The sequence below is a fragment of the Microcoleus sp. PH2017_28_MFU_U_A genome (assembly GCF_020738035.1).
Classification (GTDB): Bacteria; Cyanobacteriota; Cyanobacteriia; order Cyanobacteriales; family Microcoleaceae; genus Microcoleus.
The window spans coordinates 13,235-34,943 of sequence record NZ_JAEQCX010000021.1 but is presented as its reverse complement, the minus strand read 5'-3'; the positions used below and the strand labels follow the sequence as shown (position 1 = coordinate 34,943).

General features: G+C 45.9%; 14 protein-coding genes. 8 read left to right on the top strand and 6 right to left on the bottom strand.

Annotated elements, in window-relative coordinates; translation table 11 throughout:
- The first annotated feature begins 52 nt into the window (after positions 1–52).
- Positions 53–745 (top strand): hypothetical protein, encoded by a 693-nt coding sequence (locus JGK14_RS00310; RefSeq protein WP_293175834.1) that lies wholly within the window; start codon positions 53–55, stop codon positions 743–745.
- A 130-nt stretch (positions 746–875) separates the two neighbouring features.
- On the opposite strand, the gene JGK14_RS00305 is transcribed toward JGK14_RS00310, so the two are convergent.
- The 3 genes from JGK14_RS00305 to JGK14_RS00295 form a co-directional block, all read right to left on the bottom strand.
- The gene (locus tag JGK14_RS00305; RefSeq protein ID WP_293175832.1) at positions 876–1,007 is read right to left on the bottom strand and encodes a hypothetical protein; all 132 of its coding nucleotides are present in this window, start codon (positions 1,005–1,007) and stop codon (positions 876–878) included.
- Positions 1,000–1,995, bottom strand: a complete 996-nt coding sequence (locus tag JGK14_RS00300; protein WP_293175830.1) for an Npun_R2479 family HD domain-containing metalloprotein — start codon at positions 1,993–1,995, stop codon at positions 1,000–1,002. The genes JGK14_RS00305 and JGK14_RS00300 overlap by 8 nt, the downstream gene beginning before the upstream one ends.
- Before the next feature lie 123 nt (positions 1,996–2,118).
- On the bottom strand, positions 2,119–2,256 hold the full coding sequence (locus JGK14_RS00295) for a hypothetical protein (RefSeq protein ID WP_293193746.1): 138 nt from the start codon (positions 2,254–2,256) through the stop codon (positions 2,119–2,121).
- Positions 2,257–2,527: 271 nt separating this feature from the next.
- Here JGK14_RS00295 and JGK14_RS00290 point away from each other — a divergent pair, with 271 nt between their 5' ends.
- Genes JGK14_RS00290 through JGK14_RS00270 form a run of 5 tightly spaced genes read left to right on the top strand, consistent with a single transcriptional unit; the run spans position 2,528 to position 10,020 of the window.
- Positions 2,528–4,567, top strand: coding sequence for an AAA-like domain-containing protein (locus JGK14_RS00290; RefSeq protein WP_293175828.1), 2,040 nt, complete (start codon positions 2,528–2,530; stop codon positions 4,565–4,567).
- Between the two features lie 40 nt (positions 4,568–4,607).
- On the top strand, positions 4,608–5,384 hold the full coding sequence (locus JGK14_RS00285; RefSeq protein ID WP_293175826.1) for a DUF4058 family protein: 777 nt from the start codon (positions 4,608–4,610) through the stop codon (positions 5,382–5,384).
- A gap of 58 nt (positions 5,385–5,442) precedes the next feature.
- Positions 5,443–5,850 (top strand): RusA family crossover junction endodeoxyribonuclease, encoded by a 408-nt coding sequence (locus tag JGK14_RS00280; RefSeq protein WP_293197861.1) that lies wholly within the window; start codon positions 5,443–5,445, stop codon positions 5,848–5,850.
- The gene (locus tag JGK14_RS00275; protein WP_293197859.1) at positions 5,847–6,458 is read left to right on the top strand and encodes a hypothetical protein; all 612 of its coding nucleotides are present in this window, start codon (positions 5,847–5,849) and stop codon (positions 6,456–6,458) included. The genes JGK14_RS00280 and JGK14_RS00275 overlap by 4 nt, the downstream gene beginning before the upstream one ends.
- A gap of 52 nt (positions 6,459–6,510) precedes the next feature.
- Positions 6,511–10,020: a GAF domain-containing protein gene (locus tag JGK14_RS00270; RefSeq protein WP_293175820.1), complete on the top strand. Its 3,510-nt coding sequence runs from the start codon at positions 6,511–6,513 to the stop codon at positions 10,018–10,020.
- A 415-nt stretch (positions 10,021–10,435) separates the two neighbouring features.
- On the opposite strand, the gene JGK14_RS00265 is transcribed toward JGK14_RS00270, so the two are convergent.
- Both JGK14_RS00265 and JGK14_RS00260 read right to left on the bottom strand, forming a co-directional pair.
- Positions 10,436–15,298 (bottom strand): CHAT domain-containing protein, encoded by a 4,863-nt coding sequence (locus JGK14_RS00265; RefSeq protein ID WP_325314565.1) that lies wholly within the window; start codon positions 15,296–15,298, stop codon positions 10,436–10,438.
- Between the two features lie 579 nt (positions 15,299–15,877).
- Positions 15,878–17,317: an FAD-dependent oxidoreductase gene (locus JGK14_RS00260; protein ID WP_293269300.1), complete on the bottom strand. Its 1,440-nt coding sequence runs from the start codon at positions 17,315–17,317 to the stop codon at positions 15,878–15,880.
- 279 nt (positions 17,318–17,596) lie between these two features.
- On the opposite strand from JGK14_RS00260, the gene JGK14_RS00255 reads away from it, so the two are divergent.
- Both JGK14_RS00255 and JGK14_RS00250 read left to right on the top strand, forming a co-directional pair.
- The gene (locus JGK14_RS00255; protein ID WP_325314564.1) at positions 17,597–18,913 is read left to right on the top strand and encodes a glycoside hydrolase family 10 protein; all 1,317 of its coding nucleotides are present in this window, start codon (positions 17,597–17,599) and stop codon (positions 18,911–18,913) included.
- 367 nt (positions 18,914–19,280) lie between these two features.
- Entirely contained in the window at positions 19,281–20,261 is a 981-nt protein-coding gene (locus JGK14_RS00250; protein ID WP_325314563.1) for an aldo/keto reductase, read from the top strand.
- Positions 20,262–20,483: 222 nt separating this feature from the next.
- Here the strand turns inward: JGK14_RS00250 and JGK14_RS00245 are convergent, their stop codons facing one another.
- Positions 20,484–21,695, bottom strand: a complete 1,212-nt coding sequence (locus tag JGK14_RS00245; protein ID WP_293175810.1) for a M20 family metallopeptidase — start codon at positions 21,693–21,695, stop codon at positions 20,484–20,486.
- Positions 21,696–21,709: the final 14 nt, after the last annotated feature.

Below are 21,709 nucleotides of genomic sequence, written 5' to 3'. Positions count from 1 at the left end.
AAAATTTAAAATATAAAATAGTCTAACAAACTCTATTCCTGGGAAAACAATTATGAAGCATCAGCCTTTATTCGATAAAATTCCCAACTTTTCAACTTTTTTAGAACTTCTCAAAAAACACTTTTTTACTGTACCATTTTTAGTCATTTTCAACACTCTGGCTCTCCTAATTTTAGGCGGACTGAGCCTATACGCCAAACTCAACAACCAGGGAGACGGAGTTGAACGCCTCTTTAGCGATCCTTTTAATTTCTGGTTCCCTTACGAAGGCCTTTTCACCGGAATTTCCGAAGTCCTCTGGTGCATCCCAGTCGCAATTTGTGCATTTACATTCGGACTCCTGCGCCAAAAAGACCCCCGCAGTCGATCGGCAATATTCTTCTTTTTTAGCGCTTTACTGCTGGGAGTCTTTTTCTTGGATGACAGGTTTCGGATGACTTTGATTCTTTCTCAGTTGGGAATATCTAAGAAATTAATTTATTTGTGTTATGGTAGTGGCGTTTTCCTTTACGGAATTAAATTTTGGCGATACATCAAAACCACTCCTTACCTGCCCTTAATCGCCGCATTCCTCTTATTTGCTATCTCGCGGTTTGAGGATATTATAGACACTCGTAGTCTAGGAGCACACGCTATGTTAGAAGATGGCACTAAGTTATTAGCTCTTCTGAATTTGGCTATGTATTTTTGGCACGTATGTTATCAAGCAATTTGGCGACATTTGCAGCAGACGGAAAAACCTTAAGTTAGTTGACAGTTGACAGTTGACAGTTGACAGTTGACAGTTGACAGTTGACAGTTGACAGTTGACAGTTGACAGTTGACAGTTGACAGTTGGCAGTTGGCAGTTGACAGTCATTGGAAGCAATTACTAATTACCAATTCCAATCCGCAATGCCCAATGCGCTGGGAAGGCCAATGCCCAATGCCCAATCCCCAATGCCCTGGGAAGGCCAATGCCCCATGCCCCATGCCCCATGCCCCATGCCCCATGCCCAATTACCCATTGCCAATTACAAACAAACTTTTCATGTTTTTTTTATTCCTCTGACTAAAACTGTCAGGCAATCCCCGAAACCGCTGGAAATTCAGAAATTGAAACCCGCGAACATCAGCCAGTAACTTTGGCGTAGATTTTACCGCCGAAGTTGCAGCACAAGAGGCAATTTCTTTCTCTACTGTTAACACATTTCCGTAAAGATTGGCAATTATTTCTTGACCCCCAGCAGTCATTTTCAAATGCTGCAATCCTTCTTGAATGTAGGGATATACAACATTCCAAAAAAACTTGGGATAGCCCGATCGCAAATCTGCCGGATGGCAGTAGCCTAGATTTTTATTACTACCTATTTCTTCAAATTCATAAAACAGCGCCGGTATTTTTTGTAAGTAGCGGGGGTCGCTGAGTTGACCGAGCAAATCTGCTGCCCGCACTAAGCCGGGATAATTGCCAGTACAAGAGTGTTCTTCGTCGTTCGGTACGGGGAAGCGAGTCAATTCAATATTACGCATAATAGCCTCCGAATCAATCAAATCGTGACCGAAAAAATGTTCTTGTACGAACATTTTACCCCTGTCTATATGATAGGGAGTTAAGCTAGCATCAGTTGTACCCGATTCTAGATAAATTGTATTGTTGTCAGTGCCTGTCGCATACAATCTTTGGCTTTGTTGATCTTGAGGGCAGATTCCTTTGACGTAACCGATATCGTGACACAGCCAAGAAACGATCGCCTCCAGCCAATTTTCTGGGGAGATGTTTCCTTCGCTCAGGTATTTACCGCGCAATATTTCTTGCCCTACTAAGGTGACAAGAACTGTATGTTCGACGTTGTGATAAAGAGCGTCGCTGCTGGCAATGTTTTCTAAAGCTAGGCTGACAACCTGTTCGATAAGTCTGGCGCTGTCAGATTTAATGTTCCCGTAAGTGTTTCGGTATCCGGCTTTTAAGCTTTCAGTTAAGGAACTGATGATGACTGTGGTGGGGTTCAACATTTGTAGTTACCTTGATGGCGGGTGATTGCGAACTATTGCATATTTGCAATTAGTCTGTCAGAGGAGTATTTTTTTTTCCAAGAAGTCATTTGTGCAGTCAATCTAAAATCTAAAATCTAAAATCTAAAATCGATCGACTGGCTGTTGGTTTTTATTGTCACCGATCGCAATTGGCGATCGCAACCAGAAAAGCTCATAAGTTTGACAGTTTTTGCGCCTCAGCAATTTCCCGCTGATTGGGGAGCTACCGCAATACCTCATAAAAACTCATAAAACCTCAGGAAAGCGAAGGAGCAGCTAACTCGACTCGGAATTTGCCGTGCAAGCCCTCAGCTCGGCTGCTGGCTTGAATGTTGACCCGCGAGGCTATACAATTTATAAAAATTCTTGCTATCAAGGAAGTGTGGGACTTTTTTTCTAAAACGAACCTACAGCAGGCAAGCTCCCAACCCCGATCGCCATCAGTGATTCCCAAATCTAAAATCTAAAATCTAAAATCTCCAATCTACAATCGAAATACCTTAGTAGAAAAATGAATATTCAAGAAGCTTTAGAATTTATAGAAAACTCAGTTCACCTCAAAACTGGCAAACACCTCAACGATTTGGAAAGGCAGGTTTTTATCGGGACTTGGCAAGGACAAACCTATGAACAGATTTACCCATTAAACCCGGAATATGTCGAAAAAGATGTAGGATACAAGCTGTGGCAGAAGCTGTCAAGTATCTTGGGAGAGAAAGTTACAAAAAAGAACGTGCGAGGAGCCATAGCTCGATCGATCGCGCGGCAGGAAATGCGATCGGCAGAACATCTAAAACAGCCTTCCCAGACTGAACCGAGAAATGGGACAAATCACGGAAAACGAGTTTTTATTAGCTATTGCAACCAAGAACCCGATCTGAGTTTGGCACTGGAGCTTGCCGAAGGCATAAATGCAACGGGACACCAAGTATTCGCTGCCAATATTGGGGCGGTTTATCCCGATCGCGAATCAGCAAAAAACTGGCTTTCTCAAATTGACTTTCAATTAGAACAGTGTGACTATTTTTTATTGCTGCTGTCCGGGGAAACAGCAGTTAGTGAAATAGTTATGGAAGAATTGCGGAAAATCAAAGAATTGCGCTACAGACGGCAAAATCCGGCGCCTGCCGTGTTGCCAATTCGAGTCAATTATCCTCCCAGCATACGGCTAAACCATGACTTGCGGAACTACATCAACGATACTCAGCAGCGCGAGTGGACATCGCCGGCTGACACGGTACTACTGCTACAAGAAATCAACCAAATGCTTTTAGAAACAGTCGCTGGGGAAAGCACAGTACAGCCAGCAGGTACATCGCAAACAGATACAGAAGATGACATATCCGCAGGATTTATAGTTAATTTAAACCTGCTGGCGCCAGAGCATTCTTTCCTTAAAACTGCGACTCAGACTGTAACCATTTCTCGGACTCTGCCGCTTTCAAATCCTCCATCACCCGCCGCAGAGCCGCAGATTCCCCAAGGACAAGTCAGGCTGGATTCGGCTTTTTATGTCGATCGCGTTCCCTGGGAAGCTCAGTGTTACAAGGAACTTTTGCAGCCGGGAACTTTAATTAGGATAAAAGCACCGAGACAAATGGGCAAAACTTCGTTAATGGCGAGGATTCTTTATCAGGCAAAAGAACAAGGCTATCGCACTGTTCCTCTGAGTTTTCAACACGCAGATGCTGCGTCATTTGCCAATCTCAATTCACTGCTGAGGTGGTTCTGCAACAAAATTACGCGCAAGCTGCGGTTGCCTCACCAGATTGACGATTATTGGACTGATACTTACGGCAGTAAAGATAATTGTACGGCTTATTTTGAAGATTGTTTGTTGTCGGGAAACAATGCACCGCTGGTGTTGGGATTGGATGAGGTCGATCGCGTTTTTCAGTATCCTACAATTGCCGATGATTTTTTTGGGCTGCTAAGGGCCTGGTATGAAGAAGCCGGATATGGCGACAGCGACAGCGAACTGTGGGCAAAACTGCGTTTGGTAGTGGTGCATTCAACAGAAGTTTACATTCCGCTGAACGTGAATCAATCGCCTTTCAATGTGGGTTTGCCAATAGAATTGTCCGAGTTTAGCGCCGAACAAGTGGCTGATTTAGCGAGAAGGCACGGGCTGAATTGGCAAATAAATATGGTGGAAAAATTGATGAATATTGTGGGCGGTCATCCGTATTTGGTGCGGGTAGCTTTATATCACATTGCTCAAGAATTTGCTCTTTTCAATCGCCGATTTTCAGGTTCTGCCAAAGAACAAAAAGATTTAGAGGAAAGTTTAGATGAACTTTTAGAACTTGCTCCTACTGAAGCAGGAATTTACGGCGATCATTTGCGCCGTCATTTGTGGAATTTGCAAGAACATCAGGAGTTAGCAGTGGCTTTTAGTAGGGTAGTAGCAGCTAATGAACCTGTAGAGTTAGAATCTGTGCTGGCGTTTAAGTTGCACAGTTTGGGGCTGGTGCAGTTGCGGGGAAATGAGGTAACTGTGCGCTTTGAGTTGTACCGTCAGTATTTTGGCGATCGACTAAAATGTATTTAAGATTCATCTAACTTACAAAACTCTTGCGGGAGGTAATAAAATGCCGTCTCCATTTCCAGGGGTAGACCCTTACTTAGAAAATCCTGAATTTTGGCCGGAAGTTCATCACCGCTTAATTACGGCGATCGCCGATGCGATCGGGCCTGCGCTGCGCCCGAAATACCGGGCGGCAATTGAAAAGCGGATTTATTTGAGCGAGGCCGAAGATAGCGATTTGTTGGCAATTCCTGACGTGACAGTATTCGATCGCCCGTCCACCGCCAGCCCATCTGTTATGACTGCAACGCTGCCCCATTCTGAACCGATGACAGTTACGGTACCAATATTGGAAGAAGCTAGGGAAGGCTATTTAGAACTCCGAGAGGTAGGTACAAATCGGGTAATCACAGTCATAGAAATTCTTTCGCCGAAAAACAAACGCACTGGGAAAGGTCGAGAGGCCTATGAAAACAAGCGACAAGAAGTGTTAAGAAGTGCCTCTCATTTAGTAGAAATTGACTTGCTCAGGGCCGGGAGACAAATGCCTGTAACTGGCGGGACTAACACGGATTATCGCATTTTAATTAGCAGGGCAAATCGCCGTCCAAAAGCTCAATTGTATGCTTTTACGGTACGAGAAGAAATTCCACCATTTTTCTTGCCATTGCAGCCGGGAGATACAGAATTTCAGGTGGATTTGCAAGCTTTGTTCAGCGGTGTGTATGACAGAGCGGGATTTGATTTGTCGATCGACTATGCTCAGCAGCCTGTGCCGCGACTGAAGGACGATGATGTTGGTTGGGCACAGGCGCTTTTGCAGGAAAGGGGATTGCGGTGAACGGGGAGTTCTTTCGGGCGATCGATTAAAATATTATCACCAAGAGGAGTGAAAAATCTTGATTCCCTTTGAATTTATCGTCACTGGTTCGCCAGTTTCTCTACAAACAAATAACCGAGTAAAACTTCAAGAGTGGAAAGCCCAAGTCGGTCAAATAGCCGCCGAAGCTATGCCAATAGGCATCCCAGCAACTAGCGAACCAGTTCAAGTCATCATCACTCACTATTGCATTACTCAAATATCTGATTTAGATAACATTATCAAGCCGATTGTAGATGCGATGAAGATTTTAGTTTACGTTGATGACAGACAAGTGACTGACCTCACAGTAAAACGGCGCAAACTTAAGGAATTAGAAGATTTCACTGCAATATCTCCTTTGATAGCTGAAGCTTTGACTGCTGCCCTAGAATTTATCTATGTTAAAATTGACATACCAACTGAGCCGATGGAGCTAAATCAATGATAGCAACGATACAAAAATTAGAAGTAACAGAAATTGCAGAGATTGCCGATAAATATCGCCAGCAAGGTTATCAAGTGTTAGTAAAGTCGAGGGATTATGACTGGCAAAAATTTATTCAAAATCCAGAAATAGACTTGATTATTTGTACGGCTCAAGAATCTGTCCTTGCAGCATTAAAACCGCGTCCTCCTGAGTCAAAAAGTCAAAAGACTTCCGAAGAAGAGATGATGCAACCTTCCTATGACTATCGCCAGCACGATCTATACGATATTCAGGTTTACATGGTAAGAGCATCAGAAATGATCGAAAAAGGTAATTTTGAACTCGCTACCTGTTCGATCGGATCTATTACTGAATCAGTGATGCGGATGGTAGCTGAACACCACTCGATTAATTTTGAAATTCAAGAACCGCCTATTTTGGCTCAAACATTCCTCGCTCACGGTTTGATGAATGGGGAGGATTATGAAGTTTTGGTGGCGGCGCTGGAAATTCGCGATCGCGTGATTTTTCAGCGAGAAAAAGTTACTGTTGAACTCAATTTGGCGCGCCGTGCTTTTGAAGCATTGCAGCGTCTTTTAAGTCAATCTGGACAAATTGAAGGGTAATTAGGCTCTCAAATGGCGATCGGCTGTGTATTCTACTCATTGAAAACAGGTTATGTATCAAGAAAAAAGCTCAGCCTATACTTATAAAGTTGGTGGACATTTGCCTCTAGATGTTTCCACTTATGTAGTGCGACAAGCGGATTCTGAACTTTATCAAGGCTTAACAAATGGCGAGTTTTGTTATGTGCTGAATTCTCGCCAGATGGGTAAAACTAGCTTGCGCGTGCGAACTATGCACAAATTGCAAGCAGAAGGTATTGCTTGTGCGGCGATCGATCTAACTAAAATCGGTTCTCAAGATATCAATCCCGATCAGTGGTATGCGGGGGTTATTAGACGTTTAGTTACCAGTTTTAAGCTAGATTTGAATTTGAGATCGTGGGTGCGGGAGCGAGAATTCTTGCCGCCCGTACAGCGCCTAAGCGAGTTTATTGAACAAGTTTTACTGGAAAATGTTCAGGGTAAGATTGTAATTTTTGTTGATGAAATAGACAGTATTTTGAGTTTAAATTTTCGGGCAGATGACTTTTTTGCCTTCATTCGTGCTTGCCATGAATTCGATCGCCTGACTTTTGCTTTGCTGGGGGTTGCGACTCCTTCGGACTTGATTCAAGATAAATACTGTACGCCTTTTAATCTCGGTCGCGCTGTCGAATTGTATGGCTTTAAACTGCACGAAGCTCAACCTTTGGTACAAGGTTTAGCAGGGAAAGTTAGCTATCCTGAGTCTGTTGTAGAAAATGTACTGATTTGGACGGGAGGACAGCCGTTTTTAACTCAAAAGATTTGCAACTATATTTGGCAACAAGCCGAAAATTTCCCGGCAAAAATTCCTCAGGATAAATCTTTAATCGCAGATTGGGTGGAGAATTTAGTCCAGACGCAAATTATTGATAATTGGGAAGTTCAAGACGAACCGCCACATTTGAAAACAATTCGCGATCGCATTCTCAGAAGCGGACAGCGTACTGAGACTTTGCTTAAAATTTACCAGCAAATTTTAATTGCTTCTGATTCGTGTAGCGAAGCCAAAATTCCGGCTGATGAAAGCCTCGAACAAATGGAACTGCGATTGTCTGGTTTGGTTGTGAAAAGAGGGGGGATTTTAAGCATTTATAATAAAATTTATGCCTCTGTATTTAATCGAAATTGGACGAAAAAAGCTTTGGCTGCTCTCCAACCAAACTTTAAACAATTAGTTGCCCATCAAGAACACAAAGTCCTATCTATGCTCAACAGTATGGAAGGCAGAGATTTTGAGGATGTACTCTATGAAATTTTGGGTTCGATTACTATTAAACTAGGGGAATTGATGAGTGTCGATCGCATTACCATATTTTTTATAGATAAAGATAAAAATGAACTTTGGTCGATTATTGCCAGAACTACAAACAGCAGTTCGACAAAGATTCAAATTATGGCAAACAATCCAACAGCAGGCAGAGTGACTATTTATAAAAAAGCTGTCAGCATTCCCAGCGATTTATCGGAAAATTGGTATTCCGATGTCGTGGAAGAGCAAGATAAAAAGACTGGTTACAGACTTTACAGCAATTTAACCTCACCTATGTTAAATGAAAAGGGAGATATATTTGCTTTTGTGCAGTTGGTCAACAAGTTAAAACAACAGCACGATCCGGCAGGAACTTTTTCTGAGAAAGTCGATATAGAAGGGTTTACAGAAGTCGATCGCACTTTGATTGGAGAGTATGTTCCAGCTATTCAGCGGTTGTTGGAAAGGTGTCAATCTTGTTATAAGTTAACTCAAAGATTGCAAGCTTCGGAAGCTCTGACGGAAGCAACGCGATCTGTTTCTCAAAGCAGCTTGGATTCGGAAGAAATTATCACTAAAGTGATGGAAGCTGCTAAAAGATTGATGAATGCCGATCGCAGCACTCTTTGGCTGTTAGAACGCGAAACAGGGCAACTGTGGACAAAAATCCGCTTTGAAGATGGCTCGGTTCGCGAACTCCGGATCGAAGTCGGACAAGGTTTTGCGGGTCAAGTTGCTGACAGCGGCAAACCTGTAAATATTCCCTTCGATTTGTACGAACATCCCGAATCAATAACCGCGAAACAAACTGACCAAAAAACAAAATATCGTACTTGCAGTTTGCTGTGTATGCCTGTTTGCAGTCCTGACGGTGAATTAGTGGCTGTCACTCAATTAATTAACAAAAGAAGACCGGGAGATTTTCCAGAATATGACCCGGAAACTTGGCCGGAAGCGCCGGAATGCTTTCAAGACAGCTTCGATGCTAACAGTCAAAAATATATGCAAATTTTTAACACTCAAGTCGGGGTGGCATTGCACAATGCGAGACAATTTGCGGCGATGAAACAGCAGGCTGAAGATCACCCGCAAAATGTGGTCAGCCAAACTCTGGCAATGCTAAATCAGGTGATGGACGGTCAGGGTTTTGATGATATTCTGGATGCTACTTTGCGATCGATTACTTTGAAAATGGGTAAGTCTTTGAATGCCGATCGCACTAGCATTTTTTTGCTAGACGAAGAAAAAAATGAGTTTTGGTCGATTATTGCTGAAGCCGATGCTGAGGGCGATCGATCGCTAGAAATTCGCGTTCCGGCAGATAAAGGAATTGTCGGTCATGTGGCGTCTACGAAACAAAGTATTAATATTCCGTTTGATTTTTACGACGATCCGCGTTCGGAAACGGCAAAAGCATTAGATATCAAAAATGGCTATCGAACTTATACTATGTTAACACTTCCTTTGTTAAATGACGAGGGTAATTTAGTAGCTGTAATTCAGCTAATTAATAAAATCAAAAAAATCGATCGCTCCAGCTTGTCTTTGTCAGAAAAAATTGATTTGGAAGGGTTTACAAAACTGGATGAAGAGCGGTTTGCCGAAGATGCGAATTTGATTCAAATGATTTTAGAAAGTTTCCGTACCTTTCACAAAACAGCCCGAGGACAAAGAGTTGCGGCTGCGTTGATGGCGGCTACTCGTTCTGTCAGCCAAAGCAGCTTAGAAATTGATTCGATTTTGCAACGTGTGATGGAATCTGCTAAAGAATTGATGAATGCAGATCGCAGCAGTTTTTGGGTAATCGATAGAGATGCTAATCAATTGTGGACAAAAATTATTTTGCCAGATGGTAATTTATTGGAGTTGCGTGTGGCGATCGGGCAAGGTTATGTGGGACAAGTGGCCCAAATGGGGGTTCCTCTAAATATACCGTTCGATCTTTATGATTATCCGGGTTCTGAAACTTCTAAAAAGACGGACGAAAAAACCGGATATCGGACTTGCAGTTTGCTTTGTATGCCTGTTTGGAATCCAGACGGGGAGTTGATTGCTGTGACGCAGTTAATTAATAAAATTAAATCGGATGGCGAGGATAAATCGATTGAATTATCTAAGGAAAATGTGCCGGAGCGTTTTCGGGCAAGTTTCGACCAAAGCGATCAAAACTATATGAAAATTTTTAACAATCAAGTGGGGGTGATTTTGCAAAATGCAGAATTGTTGGCGGCGGTTAAGCGGCAGGAACAAACTTTGCGAAATAATTTGAGTTCGATCGGGGGTGATTAGAAGTCAGAGGAGAGGGGGAGAGGGGGAGAGGGGGAGAGGGATTATGTAATCCGACTAAAGAAACCGGGTTTTTTACCCTTGTTAAAGGCGATAAACCAGTGTTTTTGTAAAAAAACTGGTTTCTGCCTGCGAGACTATAGCATTTCTCAGAAAGATGAGGTATGACTTGTAAATGGAGTTTTTGATGCGACTTCGCTTGCTTTATAATCACTATAAGAGGGCTAAAGCCCAACTACGTACCTAAGAGGGCTAAAGCCCAACTACGTACCTAAGAGGGCTAAAGCCCAACTACGTACCTAAGAGCCCAACTACGTACCTAAGAGGGCTAAAGCCCAACTACGTACCTAAGAGGGCTAAAGCCCAACTACGTACCTAAGAGGGCTAAAGCCCAACTACGTACCTCACTAATCGCCAATTACCAGGGATTGCCAATCATGGTGAAGGCGGCCCAATAATAGGGATGGGAAAGGATTCGATCGCCCCGCGCGGCAATTTCCGGAGGCAAAATTAGAGGTAAAGCAAGCCCTTCGACTCGCAGCAGCCCGTCTTGAATCCGCACGCGCCCCCGCAGCATCTCCAATTGCGCTTGCCGCAAAGCCTCGGCTTTAATCGTCACATTCCCCTCGCGTCTGGGGGCGCGCAACTGCCGGTAAAACCCTGTCATCAGCCCCAAAGTTCCCTCGTCGCTGACTTCCCACAAACTCGCTAAAGCCGATCGCGCACCGCTAGCTACGGCCAAACCGGCAAACCCCAACTCTGCCTCTTCGTCGCCCAAAGCGGTACTGCACGCGCTTAAAACTAAGAGATTCACTGGCGGTTCATTCCACCCCAACTTCGGCATTTCAGTGATGAGCAACTTAGTATCCCACAATTGAATGTAAGAATTAGTCGGTTGCCCGGGCTGGAATTCGCTGTGAGTTGCTAAATGAATGATACCAAACGGATGATTTGTCCGCTGAGCTTGCAAGTTTCTGAGGGTAAAATCTTGATTCAAAAATGATTTTCCGCGATCGGGCGGCGCGATCGCCTCTAACTCCACCGGTACCGCCGGTAATGGCGCTTTATCTTGAAATACCGACGCGCCCATCGCCAAAACTTCATCGTCAGCAATATTCTGGTAGCGGGTATCCGTCAAACTCAGACTTGGAATCACGCTAATGCTGTATTTTTCTACTAAAAATTGTTTGCCATCGTGAAGGGCAGCAAAGGGCAAGCTTCGCAAACCTGCTGCCGGAATTACAATTAAATTGTCAATCTTTAAAGCTGCCAATTCTGTCTCTATTGGCGCAATTAACCACCGATAAATCTTTTGGGCTGCATCCAAATAACTGATGCTGTTTCTTCTTCTGGGATTAGTTATTTCGGCTTGCAGGGATTCTGCTAGTTGCAATACTTGCCATCGCGTTATTGCGGGAACTAAAATGCGTATTGGTTGAGCGTTAGCTGTGACTAATACTAATTCTAACTGCTCCCCGTTAGGAACATCGGAAATTTCTTTGCCGGCTGGTTGGAGGCTCTTTCCTAACTTGTTTTCTAAGGAGCTAGGAGACTCGGATGTGAGGTTTTTGATTGCAGGAAATACATTAGATAAATTCCGACTTGCCACCAGCACCGAACTATTTTCTTTCGCTGCCCCGTTGGTTCCGCTGACCCAATTCATATAAATGATTGCCGATTTTACGCGGGTAATTTGTTCGTTTTTGCGAAGAGTTTCGTAAATTACCGACATATTAGTTATCGGCGTTCTGGCGGGCAGTTTTAGATGTTTTTCGTACTCGCGAGTGAAGGTTCTCTCAAATGCTAACACTCCCGAGCCTGCCGGATCGTATCTGCGAGAAGGAGTGAAAATATCCGGGCTAATTGGAGAATGCTTGTCTCGATTTGGCGATCGCAATTCTACTTGCAAAGATGCCGGAAGCGATCGCCCAGGCTCAGGATTTACGGACACTGGAGTTGGAGTTGGTGCGGGAGTTGATGCGGGAGTTGGTGCGGGAGTTGGAGTTGGTGCGGGAGTTGGAGTTGGTGCGGGAGTTGCTGCGGGAGTTGGTGCGATTAGGGAAATCAGATTTGGTAAACTTCCTTGGGTGTAAGTTTCCCCAAAAGCAAGACTGGGGAAAATGGTGTTTCCCTCGCCAGAATTAATGCTTCCCTTGGTTCCATTGTCGATCGCGCCGCCAACTACAAATGGTCGATTGCTACCGCCGCCGTGCCGAATTGCGATCGCGCCGCCTCTGGCACTTCCGGCAGTAGAAATACTGCTGGAAAGATTGCCAGATATATCGTCGGTGAAAACATTGTTCGATCGAAATAAACCAAGGGTTGTCACATCAACGTTGCCACCTGTGCCGTCTTGTTTGCCGCCTCTAGCATCGATAAAACCCAACAGAATGTTACCTGTCGCGCTGAGGGAGACGGTGCCACCGTTTCTCTGAGTGCCTCGGGAGGTGAGATCGAGAGCGGAAATTCCGGCTTGGGAGGTGAGGTCAATATTGCCGCCGATCGCTCCCGAAGCGTTCAAAGAGCCGGCAGTTAAAGGGCCGGCATTGCTTTTGAGTGCGATCGCGCCGCCTGTTCCCGTTGCTGATGAGGAGTCGATCGTACCGGCAGTAACAGTATTTCCCTCAACTCGAATGCTCCCGCCGTTGGAGGTAATATTGCCAGTCCTCACCTCGCGAGTTGCTTGCAGGTTGATGCTGCCGCCATCCGTCCTTAAATTGCCCTCTAAGAGTAGGTTTCCTGCGTTGATATCGGCTGGTAAACCCGCCCCGTTGTCCCCTCCGAGGGTAGCGGGATCTCGGGCGTTTAGGGTCAAATTGCGCGCGGTAATTCTCGAAGTCGCCGTGATGCTAGGAGCGTCAGCCGAGAGCTGGCCCAAGCTCTGAGTTTGACCGACGGAACCCCCAAAAGTAATGTTGCCACCAGCGCGCAGGGTCAAATTATTTGCGCCGCCCGGGGTGCTGTCGAGGGTATTGGCAAAAGTGATATTGCCGGTACTGGCGGCGAGGGTGGCGGTGCGATCGACTGTGACGGCACTGTTGAAAGTGATGTTGCCCGCAGTCGCGATCGCACCGGATAGCTCGGTACTGCGGCCGTTGACAGTCAAACTAGCTAGGGGCGCAGCTTGACCGACTGTACCGCCGAACAGCACTCTCTGAGCGTCAAGTCTAAGGGCGCGAGTTCCGTCTAGGCTGCCGGAGAACAGAATGTTGCCCCTAGCTTGAGTGCTCAAAGCTACATCAGCATTTAGGGAGAAGTTGCCTGTCAAAGTGAGATCGGCGCCGGATGTCGAAATGTTTGCGCCGATCGCAGTTTGGGACGCATCGAGAGTCAAACTAGCGCTGCCAGTCGTTCTTAGGGGATTGTCGATCGCGATAGAGTTGCCTTGAAGTGTCAGCGAACTGTTGAAGGTAATGGGTGTGACGATCGCGATCGAGCTGCTGTTGGGACGCCCGATCGCGATCGAGCCAAAATCCCCTGCCAAAGCAGCGATATCCGTTGCCGTTAAGTCCAAAATCCCTAAATTATCCCCGCTGCCGCCAATCCGAATTTGTCTGCCGTCGTTGGGTTGCAAGCTAATTGTTCCCCCCGCACTGCTGACAGAATTGTTGCCGCCCCTGAAGTCAATGCCGCTAGCAGTGAGAGCAATGTTGCCACCGTTCGCATTCAGCCGCCCCAGAGAGATGCTGCTGGCAAAAATGTTGATGTTGCCGCCTTGAGTTTCGATTAAATCCTTGGGATCGTTGACAAAAAACACTCCGCCCGCTCTAAATGTTACGCTGTCTCCGGTTCTCGCTTGCAGTGAAAGTTGGTTGTCGGGCAAGTCTTGGACGGTGATGTAGCCCGGAGTGTCTAAAACTACGTTGCTGCCGGCAGCCATCTGTTCCAACTGCGCGTCTGAGATCGATGTTTCAGCGGGCGATCCTGTGGCTTGGAGTTCCCCGCCGGTCGATCGCGCGCTGGAAATGCCGTTACCGCTGACGATGGTAATATTTGCCGGATCGAGCAACAAATTGCCGATCGCCCCGTTAGGCGCGCGGGTATCGACCTGTCCTTGGAAAGTTAGAGCATTTTTGCCAGAAACTTCGACTCTGCCACCGTTACCTGCGGCAGTGCCGCCGCGAGCAGTAATATTGCCGAAGAAGCCAGTGGTATTGTCTGACCAAATTACGGCTGTGCCACCGTTGCCGCGGTCGATCGCGTTTGTGGCGATCGTAGAATCAGGACTAACATAAGTTACCTGGGCATTTAACACTGGTTCGAGCCCCTGGAAACCGCCTCCGACGCGCACAACACCTCCGCCGTTAGTCCCGGAAGCATTAATATTTGCGCCGAACAATCCGACTTTTTCGCCTAAAATATTTACCGTGCCGCCAGTCTGGCCAGCAGGGGCAAATACATTTACAGTACCCGAGACGATCGCACTTCCGGCATTTATCGGCACTGTTTGGCCGCCCGTCAGTACCAATTCACCTTGTGCGTTGGTTGTTAAACCTGTGGCTGAAGCTACTCCTGGGCCCGTCAGCAACTGAGGTAAAGTAGCAGCAGGGGCGATCGCAGATTTTTCTGACGGCAAAGATGGAGTAATTTCTAAACTCAATAAGTTACCCGTTTGACTGATGCGGACTGCATTTTTTCCCGGAACAGCAGCCACCGTAATTTGACCGGCCGGCGCCGATAATTGCCCACTATTAATTACTGTACCGCCCAGCAAAGTTAAATTTTGACCCTTGCCAACTGCCAAACTTCCTGCATTTACAATTGCACCGACTTGTGAGTTATTAAAATTAAATTGATTGGGATTTCCCAGTAAAGCTTTATAATCATTAATTCCAGCAGAATTGAACCAGCGATCGCCGAAACCGATACCTGTAGCAGTTGTAGCCAAAAAAGAACCAGGCACGTTTAATCTGGCATTTTGACCGAAGACAATTCCCGCCGGATTCATCAGGAATAAATTTGAGTTGCCGCCGCTTACAGAAATCAGACCGTTAATGACGGAAATATTGCTGCTGGAAATCCGCCCTAAAATATTTTGAATATTTGGATTAGTTAGAAAATTTGCGATTTGACCTTCGCTAAGATTAAATTGGCTGAAGCTGTGAAAGAGATTGGCGCCGTTTCCCGACAGTTGTCCGCCGCTAATGTTTAAGCGATTTTGCTCCTGATTGACAACAGTATTAGTGCCGTCATTCGCCGGAACGACAGATTGCGATCGCACTGCTATCGGTAGCAGCCAAAAACCTAATGTCAAAATTAAAGCAGAGCGAAAATAGGTCATTAGTCAGTTGTCAGTTGTCAGTTGTCCATTGTCAGTTGTCCGTTCTCAGTTATCAGTTATCATGGGAGCAATTATCAATTCCCAATTCCCGATGCCCGATGCCCGATGCCCAATTCCCGATTCCCAATTCCCGATTCCCGATTCCAGATTCCCAATTCTAATCTATAGTAGTTTTGATTTTGTTTGAGCTGTAATGTTCCGCGAAAGTGCCAATAAACTTAAAAAAGTCGATCGCGCGCCTACACGGGGGGTTTGTCTCCTGGGTGCCAAGGGTGCCTCCTTCAGTCGATCGCACTTTCAAAGCGCCCGCTGCCATAATATCGGAAATCCCATGCAGATTTGATATGTATCTGTAGCAGGTGTCTTGACAAAATGCTGGCTTTCGTGGTGTACTGATTGGATAGAAGAGCAGTCAAACCACGAAATCACTCGCTCCTCTGACGGTAGTTGTGTTTACCTGTCAACTGTCAAGCGGTCAACTGTCAACTAAATGAACTTTTTTTATTAGCCGCAGAGAGCGCAGAGTACGCAGAGTAAGAGAATAAAAGAGAAGATTATAGTTGAATGTATTTTGATTTACTATTGCTGTTTTTTGGGTAGATTACTGAATTTTTGCATGAATTGGCGATCGATCCAATCTTTCCAGTACCACAGTAGCGCTGATTCCCACATCCACGATCCGCGAGATGCGATCGCCCTTTTATTCCCAGTACCGATTAAGCCTAAATATTTCTCCTGCGGTGCAAAGGGTTTCAGCGGTTTTTGCAATAAAAACTGCTGCAAATTTTCAAACAGCGGTTTGCCCTGACGCACAGCAAACACCCCTGCTTTGGGACGGGGATAATTAACCATCGCCGCGATGTCTCCAGCCCCAAATACGTTGGAGTGAGAGACTGATTGCAGGCAATCGTTGACTTGCATAAAGCCGTTTGAGTCAGTTGCTAAACCAGATTCTCCGATCCAATGGGCGGCGGATGCTTGTGTCACCCAAAAAATGCGATCGCACTCAATCTTCAAACCAGATTCACAGTATATTTGGTAAATGGGCATTGGGCATTGGGCATTGGGCATTGGGCATTGGGCATTGGGCATTGGGCATTGAGAATCGGATGTTATTTCCATCATTTCTTGCTTTTCTATAGCACTAACTTTTTCCATTAGATGCAGTTGAATGCCGCGACTAATCAGAATTTCTTTCAGGCGGCGGCGAACCCGTTTGTTATGTGCAGGCATCAATTCAGCACCGCTATGAAACAAATGAATTTCTAATCCTTCTTCCTGCTTAAACTTTCCTCTCTCCTTTAAAATCCATCCGTTACAAAATCCGCTGCCGAACTTCCCTCTTCCCTCTTCCTTCTTCCCTCTTCCTTCTTCCTTCTTCCTTCTTTCCTCTTCCCTCTTCCCTCTTCCTTCTTCCTTCTTCCCTCTTCCGACTTCCCTCTTCCTTCTTCCCTCTTCCGACTTCCCTCTTCCTTCTTCCTTCTTCCTTCTTCCTTCTTCCTTCGCCAGACGAGATTGCATATTCAATGCTAATTCTACGCCGCCCGCGCCGCCACCAACAATCGCGATTCGTACAGGTTTTTTTGGATAGTTTTGCGTTGCAGAGATTAACTGATTCCAGCTAGCTAAAAACTCCGGTACGGGTTTAGCTGGAATTGCGTATTCTGCCGCACCTGGAACTGATATAGTCGCGGGAGTGCTGCCGATATCCACAGACAGCACGTCAAAGTTAATTGGAGGGCTGGTTTGACAAATTACTAAATTTTTGTTAAAGTCGATCGCGATCGCCCGATCGACCAATATTTGACACCCGGCAAATTCGGCGAGCGATCGCAAATCGATATGACATTCATCATAATCGTAAAACCCGGCAACGTGTCCCGGCAACATCCCCGAATAGGGCGCGTACAGGACATCGCTAATCAGAGTCAACCGCACGGAGGGCAGCGGTTTGATGCCGAACATTTTCAATACAATAGCATGACTGTGACCGCCACCAATTAAGACTAAATCTTTCACAATTACAGATGTTCGATCGAAATATTCCTTTCCCCGATATTGTACAGCACTCGCACTTCCGCAGACAGGACTGTCCGGTCAGGAGAGCTGGCGGTGTGTAATTAAGATTGGCCAGCACTTTTGACAAAATGCTCTCACTTACCCCCCGCCTACATCGCAGATTTTCAGCGATTGTACGATCGCACATTCAGCGCAAATGGCTGTAGACTGTAGAGCGAGCAAATTTGATCGCCAAATTATGCCGGGGTGTGTTTGAAAGCTAACTCACCATTCAAAATTATGACATTACGGATCATTCCTCGCAGTTGGTCGCGATCGATTAAACGTTTGTTCCCACTGCTGTTTGCCCTCTCATTCATTATAGTATTGTTGGTCAATAATGCGATCGGCGCGATCGCCCAGCAACCCCGCCAAGAAATTCGCGGAGTTTGGATGACGACAAACGACAAAGACATCCTCAGAGATAGGCGCAAAGTAGCCGAGGCTGTCAGCCAATTAAAGCGATTAAATTTTAACACAATCTATCCCGTAGTCTGGAACTCTGGCTATGCAATGTATCCCAGCCCAGTCGCCCAAAAAAGAGACATTCAACCCTTTGTTTATAGAGGGTTAGACGGACAAGATATGATCGGAGATTTAATCGCTCAAGCTCACCGTCAAGGGCTGCTAGTAATTCCTTGGTTTGAGTTTGGTTTCATGACTCCTCCCACCTCAGAATTAGCATTAAACAATCCCGATTGGCTGACACAAAAACAAGACGGCACTCAAACATCAAACGGTGCAGGTGGCGAAGTAGTTTGGCTCAATCCCTTTCATCCCGAAGTCCAGAAATTTATTACCGAACTCGTACTAGAAATCACCACCCAATACAACGCCGACGGCATCCAATTCGACGACCATATGAGTTTGCCCTCAGAATTTGGCTATGACGAATACACAGTGGCTTTGTATACCAAAGAAACCAAAAAAGCACCTCCAACCGACTCTCAAGACGCAGCATGGGTGAAGTGGCGAGCTAATAAAATCACCGCTTTTATGTCCCAACTAAATCAAGCCGTCAAAGCAGCAAAACCCAAGGCAATTTTCTCGATTTCTCCCAATTACTACGAATTTGCTTACAAACATCACCTCCAAGATTGGCTGGCTTGGGTGCGTTTGGATATTGCCGACGAACTGATCGTGCAAGTGTACCGTCCCAATCTAGAATCATTTGTGGACAAGATTAACCGTCCAGAAATGCGAGAAGCACAGCAAAAAATTCCCACTGGAGTTGGGATTATGACAGGTTTAAGAAATCGTCCAGTAGCGATAGGGCAAATTAAATCCCAGGTGCAAGCAGTCCAACAATACGGCTTAGGTGCCGCTTTCTTCTACTACGAAAGCTTGTGGGAAGATGCACCCGAACCAATGGGCGATCGACTTTCTCAATTTAGCGCCTTCTTCCCGTCTTCTGCATTCCGCACAGCGCTACAAATACCGAGACGCGCGGCAACTTTTCCTCCGCCGCCCCCAGCCAAACCAGACCCCAAAGCTAAGCCCAATCAACCTACAAAAAACAGCCCACCTTCGCCCTCACCAGCCACATCTAAAAAGTAAAAAGTCCTCATATCAAATCCGGTTACATCGTGATATTGCAGCGCTGGCGAGCGAAGGTTACGCGAGCGGGGAGTGAAGGTTACGCGAGCGGGGAGCGAAGGTTACGCGAGCGGGGAGTGAAGGTTACGCGAGCGGGGAGTGAAGGTTACGCGAGCGGGGACGCTCGCACTTAAGAGCGGAAAATTATTGTTTGGATGTAAGCGAAAATAATATCATTAATATCATTCCTCAGTCTCTTCCTAGTGCCGTCCCCGCTCGCGTGTGAGGGGCTGGTGAGATACTTTGGTAACGACGAACGAGTGCGAGCATCCCCGGTCACTTGTTCAGTATACCTTACCCTAATATCAATCATTAATCATCAATAAAAATGTCAACTAATCAAAAAATTGTACTACCAAAAATGGGCTGCGGCACTTGGGCTTGGGGTAACAGATTACTCTGGGGTTACGATGAAAGTATGGACGAGGAATTGCAAGCCGCGTTCAATCTTTGCGTTAACAATGGTGTCACCTTATTTGATACAGGTGATTCCTACGGAACCGGGAAATTAAACGGACGCAGCGAGCAACTTTTGGGGCAGTTTTCCCAACAATATCAAGGTGCAAATCAAGACAATATTTGTATAGCGACAAAACTAGCGGCTTATCCTTGGAGACTGACGCGACAATCCATGATATCTGCTGGAAAAGCCTCGGCTTCGCGCCTCGGAAAGAATGTAGATTTAGTGCAAATGCACTGGTCTACAGCCAATTATGCACCTTGGCAAGAGGGGGCTCTTTTGGACGGTTTGGCAGACCTTTACGAGCAAGGATTGGTCAAGGGAGTGGGTTTATCTAATTACGGGCCGAAACGGTTGAAATGGGTGCATCAAAGATTTAGTTCGCGCCAAGTTCCTATTGTGACTTTACAAGTGCAATATTCGCTACTTTCTACTTATCCAGTAACAGAACTTGGATTGAAAGATGTTTGCGATGAATTGGGGATAAAATTGATTGCTTACAGTCCTTTAGCTTTGGGGTTGCTGACTGGAAAATATTCGGAAAATGGCTCTATTCCTAAAGGTATCCGAGGTTTGGCGTGCAAGCAATTATTGCCGGGAATGCGATCGCTTTTGGGCTGTTTGCGAGAAATAGCGGCGTTCAGAAACAAGACTGTTTCGCAGGTAGCAATCAACTGGTGCATCTGCAAAAAAACTATTCCGATTCCGGGGGCTAAATCGGCGGCGCAGGCGATGGATAATATTGGTGCTTTGGGCTGGGAGTTGAATTCGGGGGAGATTGCAGAATTGGATAAGGCGGCGGCGAGTGTGGATAAGAAAATGGTGCAGAATATCTTTCAAACGAGATAACCTGGTTTGTTAGAGTCGGCGGTTGAAACCGCCGAGTCTAATTGATGAATAAAATATTTTTAACCTTTGATTCTTCAACCTGCGGAGGCAGGTTTTGTTTGTATAGACGCGGTTTCAACCGCCGAGTCTAATTGCTGAATAACGTAATTTTAACCTTTGATTCTTCAACCTGCGGAGGCAGGTTTTATTTGTATAGACGCGGTTTCAACCGCCGACTCTACTCTAACCACAGAATTTTTCTACGCACCTCACAAACATTTCTACACCCATCCCCAACGCAGTTTCGTCAAAATCAAAACGCGGGTGGTGGTGCGGGTAAGCCAAGTTTTTCTCTGGATTTGCGGAACCTAAAAAGAAATAGCAGCCGGGGATTTCTTGCAAAAAGAATGACATATCCTCCCCGCCCATTGTTTGACATTCTGGGACTATTCCCGCAGGAGTTTCCACAACGGATTCAGCCACGCTGCGTACTAAGTCAGCCATGCTTGAATCGTTGATAACTGGTGGATAAATCGAAGAATAATCTAGTTGGTAATTGGCGCCGTGACTCTGACAAATTCCGGCAATTACTTGCTCGATTCGCCTGTGAAAATAACCTTGATATATGGGATTGAAATAGCGCACTGTGCCGCCGATTTGGGCGGTGTTGGCGATGACGTTGTGGGTGTGCCCTGCGTGGAATTTGCCGACTGTGACTACCGCTGAGTCGATCGGGTTAACGTTCCGTGCGACAATTGCCTGTAGGGCGCTGACAATTTGGGCTGTAACGACGATCGCATCTACAGTCTGGTGTGGCATTCCACCGTGCCCGCCCTTGCCAAAAATCGTGCAGTCAAAAACTTCTACAGCCGCCATCAGGGCGCCGCTGCGGACGCCTACAGTGCCTAATGGTAGATTGTTCCACAAATGCAAGCCGACGATCGCCTCAACGTCAGGATTCTGCAAAACTCCGGCTTCAATCATCGGTTTGGCGCCGCCCGGGCCTTCTTCGGCGGGCTGAAAGATGAATTTTACCTTACCCGAAAAGCTGTGTTTGTGTTTGGCGAGATAACAAACTGTCCCAAGGGCGATCGCAGTATGACCGTCGTGACCGCAAGCGTGCATAATACCATCATGCTGCGATCGATAATCCACCTCATTTTCCTCTTGAATCGGCAAAGCATCCATATCCGCTCGAATTGCCAAAACTCGCCCCGGCTTCCCGCTGTCAATAGTTGCGACAACACCCGTTTTAGCAATATTAGTTTCATGCTCAATTCCCCATTCCTGCAACTTTTGCGAGATAAACTGGGCTGTTAAATTCTCATCAAAACCCAACTCCGGTTTTTGGTGCAAGCGGCGGCGCCATTCGACTAGCTGAGGCTGCAAACTTCTAATCTCCAGCCGCAACTGAGATAAATCGAAATCGGTTAAATTCGGTACAGTAGAAACCATATTAGTTGTTATTT